Source organism: Streptomyces sp. TSRI0281, from assembly GCF_001905125.1.
GTDB lineage: Bacteria > Actinomycetota > Actinomycetes > Streptomycetales > Streptomycetaceae > Streptomyces.
Window position 1 is genome coordinate 1 of record NZ_LWLE01000025.1, and the last position, 21,064, is coordinate 21,064.

Below are 21,064 nucleotides of genomic sequence, written 5' to 3' on the forward strand. Positions count from 1 at the left end.
CCCGCGGAGCGGGTCCCACAGCGCTGCGCGCTGTGCAAGAGAAGCGGTTCGCTTCGCTCACCGCCCCACCCCGCTTCGCGGGGTGGGGCCCTTGCGCTTCGCTTCAGGGCTGGCCGCTTTGCGGCTGGCCTCGCTGCGCGAGCTGGCCCGTTCCGGGCCCACACCCCTTGCTTCGCAAGGGGTGTGACACCCACTCCGTGGGTGGGGGCGGGTCCGCTCCGCTCCCCCGCTGGCCCCTTCCAGCTTCGCTTTCAGGGCCGAGAGCCCGCTTCGCGGGCGGCTGGTTACGCGGGTGACGGGTGGTTGGGGCGAGGGTGGGACCCGCAGGGCCGGCTACCCGGGCGGGGGAAGCCGGCTGAGTGGTCGTCAGGGCTCCGGTGTGCCGTGCGATAAGGGGAGACTAACAGATTTCATTCGCTTTGGAGGGGTTTTGTCATTCGGTGTGCTTCATTTCAGAAGCGAGATATATTCTGGACTCAGAGCACACCGCCCCCGAAGTACTCCGGGGCCTGTCGAGGTCTACCGAACGGCCTTGCCGGTGCTCGGCTGAGGCGGAGCGACCAGTCAGCCGTGTCAGTCCGACCGGAGCCTCTGTGGCTCGCCTACGTGCAGGTTTCCCGTGTCCCGCCGCTCGATTCGATCGGACGGCACCCAGAAGAGGGCAGACGGATATGTCGACCACGAACCGTTCTGATCAACGCGAGGCCGCCCAGCGGGAAGCCGTTGACGCGGTCCTCCGTGCCCTTGAATTGCCTGCAAGATCGCTTGTGCCCGAGCGAGGGCTCCGGACACAGGTGATCATGGCGACCGGGTCCGGGAAGACAAGGGTGGCGGTCCGCAGCGCGGAGGAGCTCCACGCGGGCCGTGTGCTGGTGCTCGTGCCCTCGCTGGACCTGCTCGCCCAGACCGAGTCCGCGTGGCGCGAGGGGGGCCGCCGGGGGTCGATGATCGGGGTGTCCTCGCTGCGGGGCGAGGAGGTGTCCTTCCCCAACACCACGGACGTGGACGAGCTGGTGGAGTGGACCCGGGGCCTGGAGAAGGTCACCGTGTACGCCACGTACGCCAGCCTCGGTCTGGGCACACTGGAGCGGGCACACGCCGCCGGCCTTTCGGCCTGGGACCTGATCGTGGTCGATGAGGCACACCGGACATCGGGCCGGATCGGGAAGCCGTGGGCCGTCGTCCACGACAACCAGAAGATCCCCTCCCTGCGCCGCCTCTACATGACGGCCACGCCCCGACTGTGGCAGCTCGGGGACGAGGACCAGGACGGCGCACCCGGCGAGCTGGTCGCCAGCATGGACGACGACCCCGAGGGCCCCTTCGGCAGCCGGGCGTTCACCCTGACCCTCTCGGAGGCCATCGACAGGGGAATCTGTGCCCCCTACCAGGTCGTCTGCGTGGACGTCACCGACACCGCGCTCCAGGCCGCGCAGCTCCTGGGCGCCGAAGGCCGCTCGGCAGAGGTCCGCGGGGCGAGGCTCGCCGCCCTGCAGACCGCGCTGGTGAAGGCGTCCTCGGAGGAGGGCTTCCGCCGCACGCTGGTCTTCCATCACCTGGTGAAGGAGGCCGAAGCGTTCGCGGCCGGCCTCCCCCAGGTCGCCGCACAGCTGCACGCATCCGACCCTGAGCTGTACCCGGCCAACATCTGGGCCAACTGGCTGTGCGGGGACCACAAGCCGCTCCACCGGCGGCGGCTTCTTGGGGAGTTCGCCGACGGGATCGCCGCGGACGGCACCGTGGTGGAGAAATGCTTCCTGTGCTCGGTGAAGGTCCTGGGCGAGGGCGTAGATACCAAGCACTGCGACTCCGTCTACTGGGCTGACGTGCGCGGTTCGATGCCGGACCTGGTCCAGGCCGTGGGGCGGGCACTGAGGATGCAGCCGGGCGAGGGCAAGATGGCGTCGCTCGTGGTGCCGGTGCTGCTCGGGCCGGGCGAGACGGCGGACAACATGCTCACGTCCCGGGCGTACGGCGGGCTGGCCAAGCTCCTGGAAGCGCTGCGGGCCCACGACGCCAGGATCGTGGAGACCCTCGCGGAGCAGCAGGCCCCGAGCGGCTACAAGCCCGTCAGCAAGGACGACAGCGGGAAGAGCGGCAAGGGGAGCGGGGACGGCTCCGGAGGCGTCAGCGGCCCCGCCAAGGCCCTGCTGAAGTTCTCCACGCCCCGCGACCCGGCCCAGCTGGCCGCGTTCATCAACCTCCGCGTCCTCAACCCCGAACACGAACACTGGCGGCGCGGCATGGAAGCCGCCGTCATCTACGCCCGCGAACACGACGACCTACGCGTCCCATTCACCTACCGCGTCCCCGAAGGTGAAGAAGCGGAAGGGGTCGGGTGGCCGGCCTCGCTCGCGAACTTCCCACTTGGGCAGTGGACCGCCGACGCACGCCGCTTCCACGCCCGCGGCGACATGGACGAGCACCGCATCGCCCAGCTGGACAAGCTCGGCATGATCTGGTCCCACTTCGACGTCGCCTGGGAAGAGGGCCTGGCCGCCGCACGCGGGTGGGCCGCCGAGAACGGCCACCTCCTCGCCCCGCTCGACGCCACCTTCCAGGGCGCGGCGGTGGGCATCTGGCTGAAGAACGCCCGCGCCGCCGCACGCAAGGCCGCTGAAAACGAGCGGCGGCGTGCCGAGGGCCTGCCGGTGGAGTCCTCGGCCGGGTCCCTGTCGGAGACGCGGCGCGAGCAGCTGGAGGACATCGACCCGTCCTGGTGCCCCACCTGGCCCGTCGAATGGCAGCGCTCCTTCCACCTCGTCCGGCTCCACCTGGAGGAGATCGGTGGCGAGCTGCCCACCGGGCCCGGCAACGTCGTGCACCAGGGCGAGGACCTCGGGCGGTGGATACACACGGTCCGGCTCGGCTGGGACAACCTCACAAGCGTCCAGCAATGGATGTGCGAACAAGTCCTCGGGATCGAGCCCGCCAGCGAGGACGAGAAGCCGCCGCCGCGCCGTACGCAGGCCGACAAATGGGCGATGAACCTCGCCGCGGCCCGGCAGTTCTACGAACGCGAAGGCCACCTTCAGGTCCCCCGCAAACACGTCGAGTGGATCCTCGGCCAGGGCCAGAAGCAGCGGGAGCACCAGCTCGGCACATGGATCAGCAACCAGAGATCCCGAGCCACGACGCTGACCCCGCAACGGGTAGAGCAACTCTCCGCGATCGGCATGCGCTGGGCATGATGGGCATCATCGTCACCGCACCCCGCCACGCCGCGCCGCGCAGCATGCGCGCCCTGGCTGATGTCTGAGGCTGGCCACCGTAGGCAATGGATCAGAAGTTCCGTCCGGCACGACGCACCAGCGGGTGACGGGCGATCGAAGCCGCGGCCCGCGGCTGGGCGTGCAGGAGAAAAAACGTCCTCTGTGCCGGACGGGCTGGTCTTCGCTGTTCACCGGACTTCCTGACGCCGCACGGACCAGTCTGGGTGCCCAGGTACCAGCGAGAGGGGTGAAGGTGTCTGACGGGACTGTCCGTGTCGGCGGTGCGGTGTCCGGGGTCTTCCGTGTCGCTCCTCTTGCCGGGGAGACGATGTCGTCGCTGATCGACCGTGTCGCAGCCTGCTACGGGATGGAGGCGAAAGCCCTGTGGTCATGCTGGCGTTGGCGTGGTTCGCGGCCCCGGCACGAGAGCGGAGGCGTGCGGGCCGATGGCGAAGTGGTGCTGAACGCGGCAGGGCGGGAGGTTCTGGCCCGGCTGTGTGGGGTCGGGCAGGAGGTGCTGGGGCGGGCGTTGCCGTCCTGGGGCCGGGAGGGCGCCAAGTTCCCCGCCGGGGAGGGCGGGGAGGGCGGGGAACCGTTGGCGGTGTGGCGCGCCGGGGGTGCCGTGGTGGGGCCGGTGGCGTTCGGGTGCCGTCTGTGCGCGGCCCGGCGTACAGGGGCGGCGGTGCGCGTGCTGCGGTACGCACCACGGTGGGAACGGGTATGTGTCCGGCACGGGCGGTGGCAGCTGGACGCGGACGCCGACCAGCCCCACGAGTACCTCGACCTGCGGGGTCTGCCGGAAGTAGCCGCGGCACAGCGGCGGTGGGCGGGAGTGGCACGTCGTGCGGTGCGGGCCGGTGTGGGGCCCGAGGAGGTGTTCGCGCTGGCGCATGCGGTCGTGGCCCGGTGGTGGGAGGGGGCTTACGGCTGGGAGCGCGAAGAGCTCTGGCCGCGTCGTCTGCACCAGATCGCGGGCGGGAACGCCGGGGACGACCTGGAATGGTGGCGGATCGTGGGGAGGGACGCGGTGATCTTCCCCGAGGTGGTCACGGTCGCGGATTCGCTGCTGGATCCGGTCATGGCGCAGCGGGTGTGGGCGGACAGCGGGGGTGAACGGCCGCGGCCGTTGCCCGCTGACGGAAAGTTCTGCCGCCGTCTCGGCGCACGGGTGGGAAGGGAGTGGCTGGGGCCGCTGATCGCAGTCGAGGGCGGAGGGCCGCTCATCGCGTGGATAGGGGCCGTCGTCCGCCTGCGCCGCTCCCCCGAGAAGCAGCCCGGGCCGAATGTGCGGTTCGAGGAGAACCTGTGGTGGGTGCGGCAGGAACACCAGCCCTCCACGATGGCCGTGCAGTTGCGGGTCTTGTCCAGAGAGAAGAAGATGCCCGGCTCGGGAACGAACTGGCGCGCCGTGGTGCCCGCCGAACAGCGCTTCGTGATCACCAACCTCCTCGGTGAAGCCGAGGAACAGTTGCAGCAGTTGCACGGTGCGCAGGTCGGTGTCACCGCCGAGGTGGCGAGGTCCTTGTTGGAAGGCTTGAGCCGTGGCACGGATCTGCTCGACCAGGTGCTGCTGCGGGTCATGGCGGCGGCCGTGAATGCCGGGGTAGGGGTGGACGAGGTGGCCCGGTGGGCGCGGCTGTCCGCGGAGGAGGCGGCGGAAGTGTTGCGGGTGACCGTAGCGGCAGAGGACCAGTAGGGCCGGGCTTTAGCGCATTGCTCGGCGGTCTGTGATCGGAACGTGCGAAACATGTCCGGTGCGGTGGGGTGCCGGTTGGGTGGGGTGGGTGAGCAGCGGGAGCGTGGCGGGCGGCCCTGGAAGGGCCGGGCAGGGCGTGGTGGTCGGGGCGGGGTTCGAGGCCGTCTTCGTCGACCCGGTGGGGCGGGTGGTGCAGCAGCGGTGGGCGGACGCGGCTGTCGCGGTGGCTTTCGAGGAGCTGGAACCGGTGTCGGCGTTCCCGGTCGTGCCGGGGCGCAGGTGGGGTCCGGGCCTGTGGTGGTCGGCCACCACCGGACGGCACGTGGCCTCGGGATCGCAGGCGATGCAGGTGCGGTTGATGGTCCTGGACCGTGACCGGCGGGTAGTCGGCATGGCGGGACGGCCAGTGCGGGTGCTGTGGCGGGACGAGCGCGGGCGGGTGCGGTCGTGGGTGCCGCAGCTGTTCGTGCGGTACCCGGACGGTACCGGCATGCTGGCCGACTGCCCCAGCCACCCGGAGGCCGGTGGGCAGCGGGCCCTGACAGCTGCTGCCGTGATGACGCAAGCGTGTACGCAGGTGGGGTTCGTCTACCGGCGGCTGGAGCGGTTGGACGAGGTGGTGGAGGCCAACGTGAAGTGGCTGGCCGGCTACCGGCACCCACGCTAGCGGGGGCGACCGGGTCTGCTGGAGACGGTGGTTGACGTGTTCGCGCAGCCTCAGCCGCTTGCCTGGGGGGTGGAAGCGGTCGGTGATCCGATCGAGGTTCTGCCCGTCGCGTTCCACGCGCTGTGGGCGGGACTGCTGGTGACGTCTTTGGATGTGCCGCTGCACGCACGCATCGTGGTCCAGGCCGAAGGCGGCAGCAGGCCCGACGCGGTCTGCGGGGAGGCGGGGTGAGCGGGGTGCGGCGGAGCGGGCGGCCGGTGGTGGAGGTCGGGGCACAAGTTCGTTTCGGCGGTGCGCGGTGGCAGGTTGTGGCGCTGTCCCGGCAGGGCTTCCATCTGGTCGGTGAGGACGGGGCGGACCAGGTGGTGCTCGCTGGGCACTTGTTCGCCGACCCCGGCTTCGCGGTCGTAGGTGCGGAGCCGGTGCAGGCGGTGCCGCAGTGGGGGCTGTTCGAGACCGCGCCTGCCGCGGCGCGGGAGAAGGCGCTGGCCTGGCTTCGGCACATCAGGGAAGTGGAATGCGGGCTGCCGGGTGAAGTGGGCAGCGATGGGGTGGTGCGGGCGGAGTACGACCCGGAGCGGTGGACACTGGCCGAGCGGGAACGGGCCAAAGCACAGGAGTTGACCGCGCTGGGCTTTGGGCGGGTGTCGGAGAAGACGGTGCAGAAGATGCGGCTGGCGTACCGCAAGCAGGGGCTGTGGGGGCTGGTGGACCACCGCACCACACGCGGACGCAGCGGCGGGGGTCGGCAGGACGAGCGGGTCGTAGCCGCGGTGAAGGAGGTACTGCGCGGGCAGCGGGGGCGCTCCAAGGGCACCGTCAAAGGGCTGATGCCGCTGGTCGCGCAGCTCCTTCAAGACCGGCACAAGGGTTCGGTGGTCATGCCGTCGCGGGCCACGTTCTACCGGCTCGTCCATGAACTCGCCCACCCCGCGGACCATCCGGCCACCCGGGTGCGGACGGTGCCGGTCACCGACGGCGGGCGGGGGTTCACCCCGACCGTGGCGTTGCGGCCCGGGGAGCAGGTCCAGATCGACACCACCCGCCTGGACGTCCTCGCCCGGTTCGACGACGGGAGCGTGGGACGCCCCGAGCTGACGATCGGTGTCGATGTGGCCTCCAGGGCGATCCTGGCGGCGGTGCTGTGCCCGGCCGGAACCCGTGCGGTGGATGCCGCGCTGTTGCTGGCAGAAATGGCCGTGCCGCATCCGGCACGGCCGGCGTGGCCCGAGGTGCTGCGCTTCGCGCACAGCACGGTCCTGCCCGGAGAGCGGCTCTTGTCGCTGGACGAACGTCTCCACGGGGCGGCCGCACGGCCGGTGGTGGTGCCCGAGACCGTGGTGGTGGACCGGGGGAAGGTGTTCCTGTCGAAGGCGTTCACGGGCGCGTGTGAAGCACTCGGGATCAGCGTGCAGGCAGCGCCGCCGTTCGCCCCGACCGCGAAGGGCATCGTCGAGCGGACCTTCGGATCGATCAACACCCTGTTCTGCCAGCACCTGCCCGGCTACACCGGCTCCGACGTCACCCGGCGTGGCAAGGACGCGGCACGCGAAGCCTGTTACAGCGTCGCCCAGCTGCAGGACCTCCTCGATGAGTGGCTGGTGCACTACCACCACCGTCCGCACCAAGGCCTGCGGCATCCGATGCTGCCGAAGGTCGCGCTGTCGCCGAACGAGATGTGGGCGGCGCTGGTCTCCGTCTGCGGGTACGTGCCGGTGCCCCTGAGCGGGAGCGACTATGTGGAGCTGCTGCCGGTGCGGTGGCAGGTCATCACCGAGCACGGCATCCGGTTGCAGCACCGCACCTACGACCACGACCTCCTCGGCCCCTACCGGGGGCAGCGCTCGACCGTGGCGGCCCGGGGCGGAAAATGGGAGGTCCACGCCAACCCGCACGACGTCCGCCAGGTCTGGGTCCGCCTCCCCGGGCTGGGGCTGACCGAGATCCCGTGGATCCACCGCGACCACGCCCACCAGCCGTTCAACGACCGCCTCTGGCAGTACCTGCGCACCACCACCGCCCACCGTAGAAACGAGAACGCGGAACGGGCCGAGGCCGACCTCGCCGAAGCCCTCGACGCGTTGATGCGCCGCGCCAAGGCCGGACAGGCCACCGCCGAGGAGCAGCACCTCCACACCCGCACCAGCACCGTCCGCACTCCCCCGCCACCCCGCTCGGAGCCCGGTATTCAGGTGCCCGAACCGGCCCCGGCGGACAGGGGTGCGGGAGAGGACAGCCTCGATGACCTCGACCACGGCCAGGACGCAGAGGACCGTGACGAGGACGAGGCAGTGGACAGACCGGTGGCGCCGGTGACCGGGTACGGGCTCTACAACGCTCAGGAAGAGGCCCTCAAGTGGTGACCTCCCACCGTCGGGGAGCAGGAGAAAATCCTGGGGCGGCGGACGAAGCGGGCGGGCGAGCAGGGCCCGGTACGGGCGCACCAGACATCGACGGGCCGGGCGGCGCAGCGTGGCCGGTGACGACCTGGCCGGGCTGGCAGCGCTTCGCCACCACCCCTCCCCCACAGCCACCCGCCCCCGGGGAGGCGGCGCGCAGCGTGGAGGAACGCCTGGCGTACCACTCGGCGTTCGTCACGGTGCGGACCCCGGCGCTCGACACTCTCACCACGAGTGTGCGCACGCTGATGATCCTGGGCGGGCACCAGCAGACCACCGCCCGCCCCTCGCTGATCGTGACCGGGCCGGCCGCGGCGGGGAAGACCACCGCGCTCCTGCACGTCGGGCGGGCCTGCCACCTCGCCCATACCCAGCAGCACCCGGTGCCGGACGGCCGTGTGCAGGCACCGGTGCCGGTCGCGTACGTGCTGGTGCCGCCGGGTGCGTCCGCGAAAGCCCTCGCGGCGGAGTTCGCGAGGTATCTCGGCATCCCCGTCACCGGCCGGATGACGCAGGCCCAGATCACCGACGCCGTCTGCCACACCTACAACCGGGCCGGGGTGCGGCTGGTCCTCATCGATGAGATCCACCGGCTCAACCCGCGCACCACGACCGGCGCGGAAACCACCGACCTGCTCAAAGACCTCACCGAACGCATCGGGGCGACGTTCGTGTACGCAGGCATCGACGTGACAGACACGGCGTTGTTCTCCGGGGTACGCGGGGCCCAACTCGCCGGGCGGGCTTCCCTCGTGGAATGCGGTGCGTTCCCCGCACGGCTGGGGAAACGTGAGCCGTTCCGTGAACTGATCGCGGGGGTCGAAGCCGCGCTCGACCTGCGGGCGCACCGGGCGGGCACGCTCCCCCGCCATACCGCCTACCTCCACCAAAGGACCGCAGGACGGATCGGGAGCCTGACCCGGCTCATCCGCCAGGCCGCGATCACCGCAATCCTCGACGGCACCGAACGCATCACCAAAACATCCCTGGAATCCATCCGGTTGGACCACCTCGCCGAAACACACCACCGGCCCACCGTGAACCAGCCCCGCACGTCCCACCGATAACCCCCGAGCCGCTCCCCGCGCGCCACACAACGCTGTGACCAGGGAAAACACGCACCGGCCTTTAGAAGACGGAACTACCAGGGGGACACGGACAAACTCTCAACGAGAACGGGAGAACCCCACGCCAGCAGGCCTATAGCCCCGCAAGACCACGCTCACACCGTCTCAACCCAACCGGGATAACCCCAGCAAAAAACGAAACCGGCCCCTCAACTACACCCCCACGAAACGACAGTCGCGGCGGCCATCGGCCCGCGCCCGGTAGGGACACCCGCTTCAAGCCCGTTCACGAACGGGCGCGTTGTCGAGAGAAGCGACCCGGGTTCGCCTACGCACCGCAGCCGGCCGACCTGCCGGACCAGAAGATGTGGCGCATCGACCGCGCCGCCGACCACGGCGCCTTCCAGGACGCGGCCAGCGGACGGGGCGGCCTCACCCGGATCGAGCGGCACCGGGAGGACATCCTGCGGATCATCGGCTACATCCACACCGGAGCCGTCTGCGCCTACGTCGTAATCCGGATGCTCGCCCGGGGACGGACGCCTCGCAGCGACGCGCCCTGCTTGCGGAGGTGGAGCAGGGCGGAGTGAGTCTGGCCTCGGCGGTTACGCCAGGTAAGCCTCGCAAACAGATCGCCGGGGATCGGCATGTCGAACGTGGCGTCGCGTCCACGTGCACCGCCACGGCGCCGCAGCCACCGGCATCGGCGGGGCGCGCTGTCAGCGGCGTCGTCACCCGTCGCCGGGTTGCACGGAAACCTGGTGCACATGAATCGAGGTGACATAGAGTCATCTGCGACGCATGGGGGGGTGGGTCGGTGATGACCGGGCATGTGGATCCACAGCGCATCGGTCCGTACACGGTGTTGCGCAGACTCGGCGGCGGCGGAATGGGCTTGGTGTATCTCGGCGTCGGAGGAACGGGGCACGCCCACGGTCTCGCGGCCGTGAAGGTGATTCGCCCCGAGTACGCCGAGGACCGGCAGTTCCGGCGCCGGTTCGCCCACGAGGCGCGGACCTCGGCACGGGTCTCCGGCCCCGGTATCGCAGCGGTGCTGTCCGACGGGGTGGACGAAAACCCGCCATGGCTGGCCACCGAGTTCGTCCCCGGCCCTTCACTGGGCGAGGCCGTCCGTACGTACGGGCCGCTGGACGTGCGCCGACTCGGCGTCCTCCTGGCGGCGGCCCTGCGGCAGATCCATGTGTCCGGGCTGGTGCACCGCGACCTCAAGCCGTCCAACGTGATGATGGGTAACAGCGGCCCGGTGATCATCGACTTCGGGATCGCCCGGGCCTACGAGGACACCCGGCTGACCCGGACCGGTGTCGTCGGTACATCCGGATACATCGCTCCGGAGTACCTGCGGCACGGCCGGTTCGACGCCCGTTCCGACGTGTTCGCGCTCGGTGCGGTGCTGGCGTTCGCGGCGTCGGGGCGGTCGCCGTACGGCACAGGCCACCCGGCGGCTGTCGATGTCCGGGTCCTGTCCGAGGACCCGGACCTGACGGGGATCGATCCGCCCGTGGCCGACCTGCTGCGTGCTTGTCTGGCCCGTGACCCCGCCGAACGCCCCACACCGGCGAGACTCGAGACTGCGCTGTCCAATCTGCCCGGTGGGGCCCCGCCCTGGCCGCCCCCCGCGCTCTCCGCGGAGATCGCCCGCCGGACCACGGAGGCCGCCGAGCAAGTCGGTTATGTGCCGACGGTGGTGGACCCGGCCGCCGACCCTCTGCACGGCACCCGGACCCGTACCGCAGCACGGCCTGTGCCGCCGGTGTCACAACCGCAACCGCAGCCGTCGTCGCTGCGGAGTCTTCGGCCGGACCCGCCCGTGCTGCAGGGGTTTTCGCCGCCCGCGGGCTCCGGTCATCGGCGGCTGCCCCGCCGAAAGCTGCTGCTCGGCCTCGCGGCGTTGTCGGCGACCGGAGCCGGGGCCTACACATTGGCCGGAGTCTTCCAGGAGGAGCAACCGGACCCGAGGCAGAACTGGCACTTCGCACCAGGGAGCGAGATGGGCGAGGCGGTGATGGCGGACGGCACGCTCTATCTCGGGAGTTACAAGAACAACAACCTGTACGCGGTCGACGCGGCCACCGGCCGCCGACGGTGGGTCTACACCGCGAAGAGCGGCATGGCCGACAAACCCGCGGTCCTCGGTACCACGGTCTTCGCGGCGAGTTCGGAGGGCAGGCTCCACGCGGTCGACATCGCTAGCGGCCGCCGTCGCTGGTCCGTACCGCTGGCCAGTCTCGGAGGGGTCTCAGTGGCGGCGGGCGACAAGCTCCTCTACGCCCGCGCCACAGACGGCTACCTGTACGGCCTCGACCCCGCCACCGGCCGCCGGCGCTGGCGCTTCCAGACAGGGGAGGGCATGCCGACGGGCCGAACCCCCGTCGCGGAAGACACCGTTTTCGCCATGACAAACAGGGGCGTACTGCACGCCGTGGACGGCTCCACGGGCAGGCGCCGGTGGAAGTTCTCCGCCACCGGCGACACGACCAGCGGCTCGCCTGCCGTCCACGGCGGTACGGTCTGCCTGGGCACCCGGGAGCACTGGGTGCACGCCCTGGAAACCGCCTCGGGCAAGCAGCGCTGGAAGCGCCGGCTCGGGGGCAGCATCAATGACGTCCAGGTGCAGGGCGACGCCGTCTACGTCCACTGTCAGGACCAGTTCCTCTACGCCCTGGACGCGAGAACGGGCAAGCAGCGCTGGCGGTGCGAGATCGGTGCGGGCACCGAGGGAGTCGCAGTCGCCGGGGACACCGTCTACGCGGGGAGGTCCCATCCGAGCAAGCTCCTGGCTCTCGACTCCCGTACGGGAAAGCCGCGCTGGGAGGTGCCGCTGAGGGATCCGTCCGCCCCGCCGTGGAGTGAGGACGAGGCCCGGATCTCCTCAGAGATCCACATCAGCGGTCGCAACGCATACTTCACCGCTCTCGGTCTGTACTCGTTCCGCACCGATCCCTGACGCGCCGGCTCCGGGTCCCGGACGCTTACTGTCACCCTTCGCACGGTGCACCGCGGGAACGGGCATTTCAGTGGATTCGTGCGTCATGCGGGCAGCACAGGAGGCGCCGGAACAGCGGGTTACCGGATTCGCGATCCCTGTGACAACAGGCGGCACCGTCCGGTAGCGCGTGGGTTCACCGGTCGTGGAGGCCGGGTCGGACGGAGCTGTCCGGTGCGAGCTCCTCCTCGGTGTGGCCGCCGGTGCCGAGGGCCCGCCGGGCTGCGGGGGGCGTGGTCGTGGAGGTCCCGAGGACGCCGCGGGCCCGGAGCCCGTCGAGATCGGGGAGCCGGACGCCAGGGAACACGTCGAGGAGATCGGCCTGGGAGGCACGGACACTGTGCGCGGGATCCTCCGGGCCGGGGCCAAGCATGCGGCGGGCGATCACCGGGCCATCGTAGGGGCACCGCGTCTCCCGTGTCCGGCCAGCAGGAGCAAGCAACCGCAGGACCGCCCCGGAAAGGCGCCGCGCTCCTGGTGCCCACCGCGGTACGGCACCAGCGGCGGCGGACACGGCCACGGCACCCGGTTTCACAAACGGGCCCCGCCCCGAGGCTGTCCGCTGCCAGCAGCGTGTCTTCCGCGGCCCCGGTCACCCGATCGTGGGAGCGGAACCCGAAGACGCCAGAGGTACCCGGCTTCCAAGACATACCTTGGCCAGGCTGCGGGCCCGGCCAACCACCCGGCCAGCACCTGCAGTTCCGCCCTGGCTGCCAGCTCGCCTGCCCCGGCCGCCAGGGCGTCCAACCGGCATCGCGCCCCCTGGTGCTCGCCGCCGTCCCCCATCCCGCAGACATCCCCAGGTGCTGAGGGTGGACGATCCGGCACGCCGGGGCAGACCGGTCGTCCACTCCCCGGCATCACGGCTGGTCAGCCTCCGAACAGCCTCGGACGAAAAAGAGACCGTGCCGGGCGCGCAGCCAGCAGCGTGTACCGCACCGGTCCGGCTGCCGCCCGCAGGTCCGAGGTCGTCCTTCGCCGCCCGCGCCCGCCACGCCGTCACCAGCTTCTCCGACACGTCTCCGAACAACTTCGGCGCCAGCTCCTGCGCACGCACCCGCTGCAGCTTGTTCACCTCCGTCAGCAGACTGTCCAGGCGCAGCGCCCCCGGCTCCGCCTTCAGCTCGGAGAAGAACGTCACCCCGCCGCCCGCCGAGTCCTCGACACCGCCGTCCTCAGCGACCAGGATGTCCAGCCGGGACCGAGTCGCCGCCGAGAGCCGATCCACGGTGGCCGCGCAGAACCGTTCGTGGAAGGTAGTGACCGCCGAACCGACCAGGCGGGCGAAGCGTCCCGGTATCGGCGGCTCAGCGACCTGCCGGATCCTCGCCTCGGGCCGCGACTCGTACAGCGCGACCGCATCCGCCGTGAACTGCGGCGGACAGTTCATCACGACCACGAGATGTCCGTTCCCAGATCCTCAGGATCCAGTGTCTCGTGTGTCCATGATTCGAGCTCAAGGCCGTGCCCGGTTCTGCCAGCCCTGCCCTACGACCGAGTGCCCAGCAGTACAGGAACGTCGAGCCGGCCATTGAGCATGAGGGAGGGGAAGTACTGGAGGGCGGCGGCGGGTACGGCGATACGGATGCCCGGGAATCGTTCGAACAGTGCAGGCAGCGCTGTGGTGGCTTCGAGCCGGGCCAGCGGCGCACCGATGCACACATGAGGTCCGTGACCGAAGCCGGTGTGTCCGCCTTGCGGGCGTCGGGTGATGTCGAAGGTGGACGCCTCAGGACCGTAGCGTTCAGGGTCGCGGCCCATGGCCAGGTAGTTGACCAGCAGAGGGTCTCCGCGCCGCACATCCGCGTCGCCGATCCGCACAGTCTGCGTGGCGTAGCGAGCGAAGAAAGAGGCGAGGGGAGCGTCGTAGCGCAGGATTTCCTCGACAGCACCGGCCCACAGTGCCGGGTCTCCCGTCGCACGGCGCAGTTGCTCGGGGTGGGCGAGCAGCGCACGAAGACCATTGACCAAGACGTGCACGGTGGTTTCGTGGCCCGCCCCGATCACCACCAGGAGGGTGCCGATCAACTCCTCGTCGGAGTAGGGCTCGTCGACGCAAGCGGCCAGCAAGCCGCTGACGAGATCATCCCCGGCCTCCATCCGGCGACGAGTAATCAACTCGGTGATGAGCTCACGGATTCCCCGGACAGCGGCACTCTTCCGCTCGGCGGTCACGGCTTCACTGAAGAAGTCCTCGAACAGCACGCGCAACGTCTCATGCCAGCCCTCTGGGATCCCCAATAATGCGCCAATGACCTTCATCGGAACCTGGAACGCGAAAAGGGTGCGGTAGTCCACGATCCCTCCGTCGCTGGCCGCGGATGCCTCGGCAAGTCGGTCCAGTTGCTCCTCGACGATGGCGCTCACCCGGCCGCGCAGAGCCTCCACTCGTGTCGGCGTGAGTGTCCGGGCGAGCGGGGCCCTCAGTCGGCGATGCTCCATGCCGTCCACGGTGATCATGCTACGTGGCGTGTTCACGACGGCCCGCAAAGGCCAATCCGCCGGGACCTCTCCACGCTGCCAGGCGTGCCATACAGCGATGTCCTTCACGAAACGAGGGTCGACCAGCAGTGCCCGCCCCAACGCGTCGGACGTCACCACCCAGGCAGCCAAGCCGCCTGGGAGCTCGACAGGGACAAGCGGTCCGAAGTGCCGGAGACGAGCCGCTTGACGGTGCAGATCACCGTCGGAGGGGGCGATCCGGAGAGCGGGGCGGGACAAGGCCAGATCCACGGGCGGTACTCCGTTTACCTAGAGGGGGCAGGAAGGGGTAGGCCCCTGCTGTTTCCTCGCACCAGCAGGAGACCGTCCTCCTCGGTCAGACCGAGGTACGCCCAGGAGATCCCAGCGGCAGCGAGCACCTCGGCCATGGTGGCCCTCCCGGGGTACTGCTTTTCAAGACAATCCAGCTCGTAGGTGCGTTCTTGAATGCGTTGAATGGAGGCGAGGTGGGCTGCTTGGGCAGCAGCCGCTTCATCGGCGCGCGCACCCGCATCCTCCATGGCGATGCGGGCATCGATCACTTCCCCCGAAATGACGTCGAAGGCCATGTTCACGACCTCCGGAACATTCAGGTCGGGCCGCTCGGTGTGGATCTGGCGGAGTTTGCGCTCCAGGACGAGCACGGATGCTTCCGGCAGGACCTCACGCACGGATTGCAGAACGCTGCCGAATTGGGAGTCGAACCGGGTAGTCATGCTGGGGAAGTTAGCGGCATCCGGTTCCCGTTGCCAGTGCCGTCCTAGCGGTGCAGGACGGCTGGACCTGCCGCTGGATATCGTCGTCGAGCATCCTCTACGACCACACGCCGGCCCCCTGCCGAGGGCACCATGCCAACACCCCAGCCCCCGCCCCTTCCGGCGCGGACCGTTTCGGTCGGCGACGCCCCGGTCGCCGACCCGGGCTCCCCCGGGTCCAGGTGATGTCCGAGCGCTGCGAAACGTATGACTTCCGACGCGAGAGCGCCGGCAATCTCGCGCCGGGCCAGCTCGCCGCCTTGGTCCGCGAATGCGTTTGAGGACGAGGGGCACATCGTCTGCCACGAGACCGGCCCCGGCAAGGATCGGCCCGGAGCGGCCTGTGCCGGTTTCGCCGCGCACCCGGATGCCGGCCGTTCCCTCGCGTTGCGGATTGCCGCCACTGGGTACGTCATCGCGCAGCGCCCGTGAGCGGGGGATCTGTACTGCGTCGCCCCGGTGGCTGCGGCCCTCCCGGGCCAAGTGCTTTGAAACAGGTAGCTGTGCAGGTCAGGCGCCATGGCCAACGGTGATGCTCAGGCCGGCCGACACACCCACACCCAAGCCGCGACGCGACGAGTAATTCGAACACATGATGTAACTGCCCCATGGTGCGGCGCATCTGTCCGACCGACCTCGTGCATGCACAGATCGCCTGCCAGCACGCCTAGCGGACGAGACGCGTGCCAGGTGTCGTCGTCCTGGGAAACGCGCCTGCCCAGTCACCCGCTTCGGGGTTTTCGGTGGGTGAGGGAGAACATGCCTCCGTCGGGGTCCCGCAGCGTCCGTGAGAACCCTTCCGGTCTCCAGTGGATGTCCGCCGGACCGGGCCTGATGCCGCCCGCCGCGACCGCACGGCCATCGCCGCGCAGCGAGAGGACCGTACGCTTGCCAAGATCGAGGAGGACATGGTCCCGGCGGTAGACGACATCAGTGTCATTCTCCGCCGCCCGGCCCAGGACCTCCCCGTAGAAGAGAGCTGCGGCGAACACATCACGGGTCTGCAGGTCCAGACCGGTGGGGGCGCAGCCGTCGTCCGGTTGCCAGGCGAGGGCGGGGCCCTCCTCATCAGGCGTCGGCAGCGGCTCATATCCGTACGGTGACGGTCATAGCAATGGCCTCACCGTTCTGCCGGTGAGGCCATGATGCGCTTACATTCCGGCCTTGGCGCTGCACACCGGCCAGGCGCCCGGGCCCTGTGCGGCCAGGACCTTCTCGGCGACGGCAATCTGCTGCTGCGCGGTGGCCTGGTGGGCAGACGCGGCGTACTGGTGACCGCCGAAGGCCTGCCACGTGGACGGGGTGAACTGAAGGCCGCCGGAGAAGCCGTTGCCCGTGTTGGCAGACCAGTTTCCCGACGCTTCACAGTTAACCAAGGCGTCCCACTGGCTGTTTCCGGTGGTGGCCGCGGAGGCGTTGCCAGAGCCCGCGAGTGCGACCACCGCGCCGGCGGCGGCGACGGCCGCGCCGACGGCCACACGGCGGAACAGGGAAGAACGACGGATGGCCGGGCGCGCGGAGTGATGAGCCGACGTGCTGGTGGTGCTGAACAATTCAGGTGCTCCGTTCGGAGGCGGCAGGGACTGTCGCGCCGTCGGCGCCGGGGGGGCCGGCGCCGACGGCGACCCCTCCACTCTGGCGGTGGCGACGCCTGGTTCCGAGAGGCTTCCAGCACGACGCGAAGGCCCTCAGTCATCGGCTCCAGGCCTACCCCGTCGGGACTTCGGCCCTGGGTCGAAGGTCCCGGGCCCGTGGGCTCGGGCGCCATTCCGAGAGGGTTGCGCACAGGGGGCGACCGGGACGTTCTGCCTTCGGCACGCGTATGTGACGCCGTTCACCCATCGCCCGGGAAACAGGCACAGCACATCATCTGAACTGCGACAACGTGCACCGGGGTCACCGCGACGTGAAACCCCTCACACGGCGAGCCCATTCCGGCGGGGCCGGGTATGCCTCGCGGGGGCGGGCCGGAGGACCGGACCGTGTCGTAGGCGGCGAGGATAAGCCTCAGCAGGCCCCTCGCCTGCGAGAATGGCCCGGAGCAGCACCCCATGCCCGTGACCCTCGAAGAGTCGACCCGCGCCCCTCGGTCACGGATCATGACGGAACTTCCCGAACGGTCCCGACGCCCAGCCGCTGAGCTTGTTCCATCAAACGCTGTTCTTCGTTATCGACAGCGCCAACGATGGTTCATGGTCGGTTCGAGCCTCGCCAGCGGGACGGCTCCGGGGGCGAGCGGCCGGCATTTGCACAAACCCCCATTCGCGCAAATGGAGTTGGGTGATTTCGGCTGCGGGTTGGCCGGTCGCTACGCTGCCGTCGGCGCCTGCCCGACGACCACGTTGGGCAGGCGCCCTTCCGACATTCCTGCCCAACGAAGGTGTGCACCTGTGACCGGTACCGCAACCGGCTCCGACTTCTACTGCCATCAGGCGCTGGCCGGCGCGGTTCCCATCGAGAGGGTGAAGGAGACCGAACGGGTCCTGGCCTTCCACCACACCAACCCCTCGTACCCGGTCCACATCGTGGTGATCCCCAAGGAGCACGTCCCTTCGCTCACTGACCTCGGCAACGCTGAGGAAGGTCTGCTGAACGAGGTGGTGGCCGTGGTGCGGGAGGTGGCCGCCGGAGTGGAGAAGGAGTACGGGTCGTGCTCGGTGACGACGAACCTGGGCCTGTACCAGGAGTCGAAGCACATGCACTGGCACGTCACCCACCGGGGCGAGAGCGAGACGGAGATCCGCGACATGTACGGCAACCACGACTGACCCTGCGCTACCGGTGCTGATCCGCCGCTTGCAGGACGAGATCAGCGACGCGCTCGGCTGCGGCTTCCGGCCGCGGACGGGCGCCCTGTCCGCCGCGGGGGACGGCGGACAGGACAGCGCATGCCTGGACGAGTACGCCGGTGTCGGTCAGCTGCTCGTCGGCGACGACGCGGAAGCGCTCCGGGGGCTGAGCGGCGTAGGCGCGCGCGTTGTCGAGCTGGTCACCGCGGCTGACCGAGGCGGGCAACGGCACCAGGACGGCGGGCAGTTTCAGGACGTCGAGTTCGGCCGGAGTGGTGGCCCCCGCCCGCCCGATGACAAGGTCCGCCAGGGCCAACGCGTGAGGCATGCCGTCGTACAGGTACTCCAGCTGCCGGTATCCGGGCCGGTCGGCGAACTGGGGGGCGAGGTTGCCCTTGCCGACGACGTGCAGCACGCTGTACCGCTCGGACAGGGCGGCAGTTTGGTGCGGACGGCGGTGTTGATGTGCAGCGATCCGCTGCTGCCGCAGAAGAGCAGCATGTTCCGGTCCATTCCCGATCCACGATGGCTCGCTCGAGCGGAGCTTCGCCTCGACTGTCGCGGTCCCACTCCCTCATCGACTGTTCGATGAGGCGGTTGGCGTGCTCCTGGAGGCCGTCGAGGAACTTGGCGTAGAAGCGGAACAGCACCTCGATGCTCTGGCCCGCTCGACGAGCACGCTCCGCAGTGTCTCGCAGGTCATGGGACCGCTTTGGCCAGGCCGGAGGCCAGATTGACCGGGATGAAGACGCGGGCCATTACCGGGGTGCGGCCCCTGCTCGCCGAGCGAGGTTGCGCCATCAGTCCCGACGCGCGGCTGCGAACCCTGGCCGAGGTCGTCGACCATCTCGGCGCGACCGGGAAGACCGGCATCTTCGACGGCATCGAGATCCGTGTTCGCCGCCCGGCCATCGGCCGCAAGGACCGGGACACGTTCATCTCCGGCAAGGACAGGCAGAACGGCATGGAGGCGATGGTCTTCACGGACGAGGACGGGCGGTTGTTCTGCAGTCCGACCCAACCGGGAAGCTGCGCGTACATCACCCACGCTCCCGTTTTAGGGCTGGTCAAGCTCCTGTCCGACGGCCCAGCAGTCGAGATCCTTGCCGATGGCGGCTACCAGGGGCTCGGAGCACAGACCGGTGGACGCGTAGTGACGCCACCGCAAGTTCAAGAAGAATGCCCCGGAGTGGTAAGAGGAGATGCACGAGCGTCAGCGCAAGGCCCACTCCCCCGCCGCATCCGGGTCGAGCACGGCATCGCCCACATGAAGAACTGGCGGGCACCGGCCCGTCGCCTCGGCCGCCGAGAGCACATGGACGACACCGTCCAAGCCGTCGTCGGTCGGCCTGCTGTCCCAGCAGCAGACCGCAGACCTGATCCTGGCTTGGCAACCGTGGGCACCGAGATCCCACCCGCCCTTCGATATCTCACCGCTATCCCCTGCACGAGGTCGTGAGGCTTGTCCCGGAACTTCAGTGAGGATCCGGCTGGACCTCGGTCAGTCGATGCCTTCGACAATGCGGAAGTCGCGCTCGACACCGTCGGAGAGGGCGAACAGCGCTCCTGGTAGCCCACACTCCCGTGCGCCGCGACGGCCTGGTCGAAGCTGTCGAACTCGATCAGGACGGTGCGCTCGGCGATTCCGGCGTCATGCGCCACGACCCGACCGCCACGGGCGAGGACCCGCCCGCCCCCGGCCTCGACGGCCGGAGCGGCCAGCTTGTTGTAGGCAGCCAGCTTCTCGGGGTCCGAAATGGCGCGGTAGGCGCTGACCCAGTAGCCCTTGGGCATGGAACCTCCAGTGTGAGGATGAGCGCATCTGACCTACGGGTTGGTCTCGGACGAGCGTCGGCGGGCGAGAGTGAGACTTGTCGGCGTCGTGATCGCCATGGCGCCGATGCCGACCAGCGCCGCGGTGGTGGGTAGGGGCGGAACGCAGTCACTGTGTGGGGAACCTGGTGCCCCAGGGTTCCTCTTCCAGGAGGAGCCCGTTGGCCAGATAGCTGATGGTTCGGTACCAGCCGATCAGTACGAGCAGTTCGAGTAATTGAGCCTCTTCGTAGTGCATGCGCAGGGCGTCCCAGGCGGTCTGTGTGAGCTGGGTCGTGTCGATCAGTTCGTCAACCGCGTGGAGCAGTGCCGTGTGGCGTGGCGACCATGGAGCACTGACTGCTGCGTCGGGTTGGGTAGTTGCCCGGAGTTGTTCCAGGCTCAGTCCGGCCTGCGGCGCCAGGGTCGCGGCATGGACTCCCCATTCATAGGCGCAGGCGGATCGCGCGGTCACGCGGGCGATGACGATCTCCCTGTCTACAGCGGGGAGGAGCCCATGGCCCAGCAGTCCGGCGCCGAGGGCGAACATTCGTGAGGCCAGCTCCGGATTGCGGTGCAGTACACGGAACAGCGCGAGTGGCTCGTGCGGCACACCCGGCGGCATCCATCGGCGTAGCGCCCGGTCGACGTCGGCGGTGTAGGGCGGGGCGAGCGGTTCGATGCGTGACATCGCGGCACCTCCTGCTTCGATTTTCGAATCACTATGATGCTTCGATAACCGAAGCGCAAGGAGTGAGTATGGAAGCCAGCGCGCCACGTCCGGGTGTGCCAGTGCGGGGGTCCGAATCGGGTCGTCCAGTGATGGCCGCACTCGACCTGCTCGGACGACGTTGGACGATGCGGATCCTGTGGGAACTGAGTCAAGCTCCGACCGGCTTCCGTGAATTGCAGCGCCGATGCGAGCGCATGTCCTCCAGCGTGCTCAGTACCCGGATCGAGGAACTGTCCGGCGCCCGTCTGCTCGCCCTGGACGGCGATGGCTACCGCCTCACCCAGCTCGGCCAGGACCTTGTCGAGGCGCTGAGCCCGCTGGACGCCTGGAGTCGACGTTGGGCAGAGGAGACGGGACGCGCGACGGCAGGGGGGCTGGAATGATCATCGCGTGGCTGGTCCGATCACGGCAGCGGTGCCGTACCGGACGGTTCCCTTCAGCGGGTT

The 21,064-nt window shown here is 69.5% G+C and carries 17 protein-coding genes and 3 pseudogenes; 11 read left to right on the top strand and 9 right to left on the bottom strand.

Annotation, left to right across the window (positions count from 1 at the left end):
• Positions 1-671 precede the first annotated feature (671 nt).
• The 8 genes and pseudogenes from A6A29_RS28040 to A6A29_RS28070 all read left to right on the top strand — a co-directional run bounded on the left by A6A29_RS28040 (position 672) and on the right by A6A29_RS28070 (position 12,009).
• Positions 672-3,191, top strand: coding sequence for a DEAD/DEAH box helicase (locus tag A6A29_RS28040; RefSeq protein ID WP_073724065.1), 2,520 nt, complete (start codon positions 672-674; stop codon positions 3,189-3,191).
• A gap of 274 nt (positions 3,192-3,465) precedes the next feature.
• The gene (locus A6A29_RS28045) at positions 3,466-4,908 is read left to right on the top strand and encodes a DNA-binding protein (protein WP_338012903.1); all 1,443 of its coding nucleotides are present in this window, start codon (positions 3,466-3,468) and stop codon (positions 4,906-4,908) included.
• A gap of 88 nt (positions 4,909-4,996) precedes the next feature.
• Complete coding sequence (locus A6A29_RS28050) at positions 4,997-5,575, top strand: TnsA-like heteromeric transposase endonuclease subunit (RefSeq protein WP_338012904.1); 579 nt, start codon at positions 4,997-4,999, stop codon at positions 5,573-5,575.
• 36 nt (positions 5,576-5,611) lie between these two features.
• Positions 5,612-5,806 carry a hypothetical protein gene (locus A6A29_RS47905; protein ID WP_338012905.1) on the top strand — a complete coding sequence of 65 codons (195 nt, stop codon included), beginning with the start codon at positions 5,612-5,614 and terminating at the stop codon, positions 5,804-5,806.
• Positions 5,803-7,938 (top strand): DDE-type integrase/transposase/recombinase, encoded by a 2,136-nt coding sequence (locus tag A6A29_RS28055; protein WP_073724067.1) that lies wholly within the window; start codon positions 5,803-5,805, stop codon positions 7,936-7,938. The genes A6A29_RS47905 and A6A29_RS28055 overlap by 4 nt, the downstream gene beginning before the upstream one ends.
• A 116-nt stretch (positions 7,939-8,054) precedes the next feature.
• A complete protein-coding gene (locus A6A29_RS28060; RefSeq protein WP_073724069.1) occupies positions 8,055-9,041 on the top strand; it encodes a TniB family NTP-binding protein in 987 nt (328 codons plus the stop codon).
• A gap of 320 nt (positions 9,042-9,361) precedes the next feature.
• Positions 9,362-9,598: pseudogene (locus tag A6A29_RS48235) on the top strand (Tn3 family transposase); the annotation flags it as partial.
• Between the two features lie 263 nt (positions 9,599-9,861).
• Complete coding sequence (locus A6A29_RS28070; RefSeq protein ID WP_073724073.1) at positions 9,862-12,009, top strand: serine/threonine-protein kinase; 2,148 nt, start codon at positions 9,862-9,864, stop codon at positions 12,007-12,009.
• 175 nt (positions 12,010-12,184) lie between these two features.
• On the opposite strand, the gene A6A29_RS28075 is transcribed toward A6A29_RS28070, so the two are convergent.
• The 6 genes and pseudogenes from A6A29_RS28075 to A6A29_RS28100 form a co-directional block, all read right to left on the bottom strand.
• A complete protein-coding gene (locus tag A6A29_RS28075; protein ID WP_073724075.1) occupies positions 12,185-12,436 on the bottom strand; it encodes a hypothetical protein in 252 nt (83 codons plus the stop codon).
• A gap of 204 nt (positions 12,437-12,640) precedes the next feature.
• Positions 12,641-13,438: a hypothetical protein gene (locus A6A29_RS45465; protein ID WP_158074479.1), complete on the bottom strand. Its 798-nt coding sequence runs from the start codon at positions 13,436-13,438 to the stop codon at positions 12,641-12,643.
• Between the two features lie 98 nt (positions 13,439-13,536).
• Positions 13,537-14,508, bottom strand: coding sequence for a cytochrome P450 (locus A6A29_RS28085; RefSeq protein WP_143197090.1), 972 nt, complete (start codon positions 14,506-14,508; stop codon positions 13,537-13,539).
• Between the two features lie 287 nt (positions 14,509-14,795).
• Positions 14,796-15,245 carry a hypothetical protein gene (locus A6A29_RS28090; protein ID WP_073724077.1) on the bottom strand — a complete coding sequence of 150 codons (450 nt, stop codon included), beginning with the start codon at positions 15,243-15,245 and terminating at the stop codon, positions 14,796-14,798.
• Positions 15,246-16,006: 761 nt separating this feature from the next.
• On the bottom strand, positions 16,007-16,276 hold the full coding sequence (locus tag A6A29_RS45010; protein ID WP_143197091.1) for a VOC family protein: 270 nt from the start codon (positions 16,274-16,276) through the stop codon (positions 16,007-16,009).
• A gap of 180 nt (positions 16,277-16,456) precedes the next feature.
• Positions 16,457-16,789: pseudogene (locus tag A6A29_RS28100) on the bottom strand (transglycosylase family protein); the annotation flags it as partial.
• Positions 16,790-17,674: 885 nt separating this feature from the next.
• On the opposite strand from A6A29_RS28100, the gene A6A29_RS28110 reads away from it, so the two are divergent.
• Positions 17,675-18,052: an HIT domain-containing protein gene (locus A6A29_RS28110; RefSeq protein WP_073724083.1), complete on the top strand. Its 378-nt coding sequence runs from the start codon at positions 17,675-17,677 to the stop codon at positions 18,050-18,052.
• A 7-nt stretch (positions 18,053-18,059) separates the two neighbouring features.
• Here A6A29_RS28110 and A6A29_RS28115 read toward each other — a convergent pair whose 3' ends face one another.
• On the bottom strand, positions 18,060-18,593 hold the full coding sequence (locus A6A29_RS28115) for a glycosyltransferase (protein ID WP_079183061.1): 534 nt from the start codon (positions 18,591-18,593) through the stop codon (positions 18,060-18,062).
• A gap of 222 nt (positions 18,594-18,815) precedes the next feature.
• On the opposite strand from A6A29_RS28115, the gene A6A29_RS28125 reads away from it, so the two are divergent.
• Positions 18,816-19,532, top strand: a complete 717-nt coding sequence (locus A6A29_RS28125; RefSeq protein WP_073724087.1) for a transposase family protein — start codon at positions 18,816-18,818, stop codon at positions 19,530-19,532.
• 42 nt (positions 19,533-19,574) lie between these two features.
• On the opposite strand, the pseudogene A6A29_RS28130 reads toward A6A29_RS28125, so the two are convergent.
• Positions 19,575-19,867: pseudogene (locus tag A6A29_RS28130) on the bottom strand (DUF1330 domain-containing protein).
• A 148-nt stretch (positions 19,868-20,015) separates the two neighbouring features.
• Positions 20,016-20,576 (bottom strand): carboxymuconolactone decarboxylase family protein, encoded by a 561-nt coding sequence (locus A6A29_RS28135; RefSeq protein ID WP_073724089.1) that lies wholly within the window; start codon positions 20,574-20,576, stop codon positions 20,016-20,018.
• 68 nt (positions 20,577-20,644) lie between these two features.
• On the opposite strand from A6A29_RS28135, the gene A6A29_RS28140 reads away from it, so the two are divergent.
• Complete coding sequence (locus tag A6A29_RS28140) at positions 20,645-21,001, top strand: winged helix-turn-helix transcriptional regulator (protein ID WP_073724091.1); 357 nt, start codon at positions 20,645-20,647, stop codon at positions 20,999-21,001.
• The last annotated feature ends 63 nt before the right edge of the window (positions 21,002-21,064 follow it).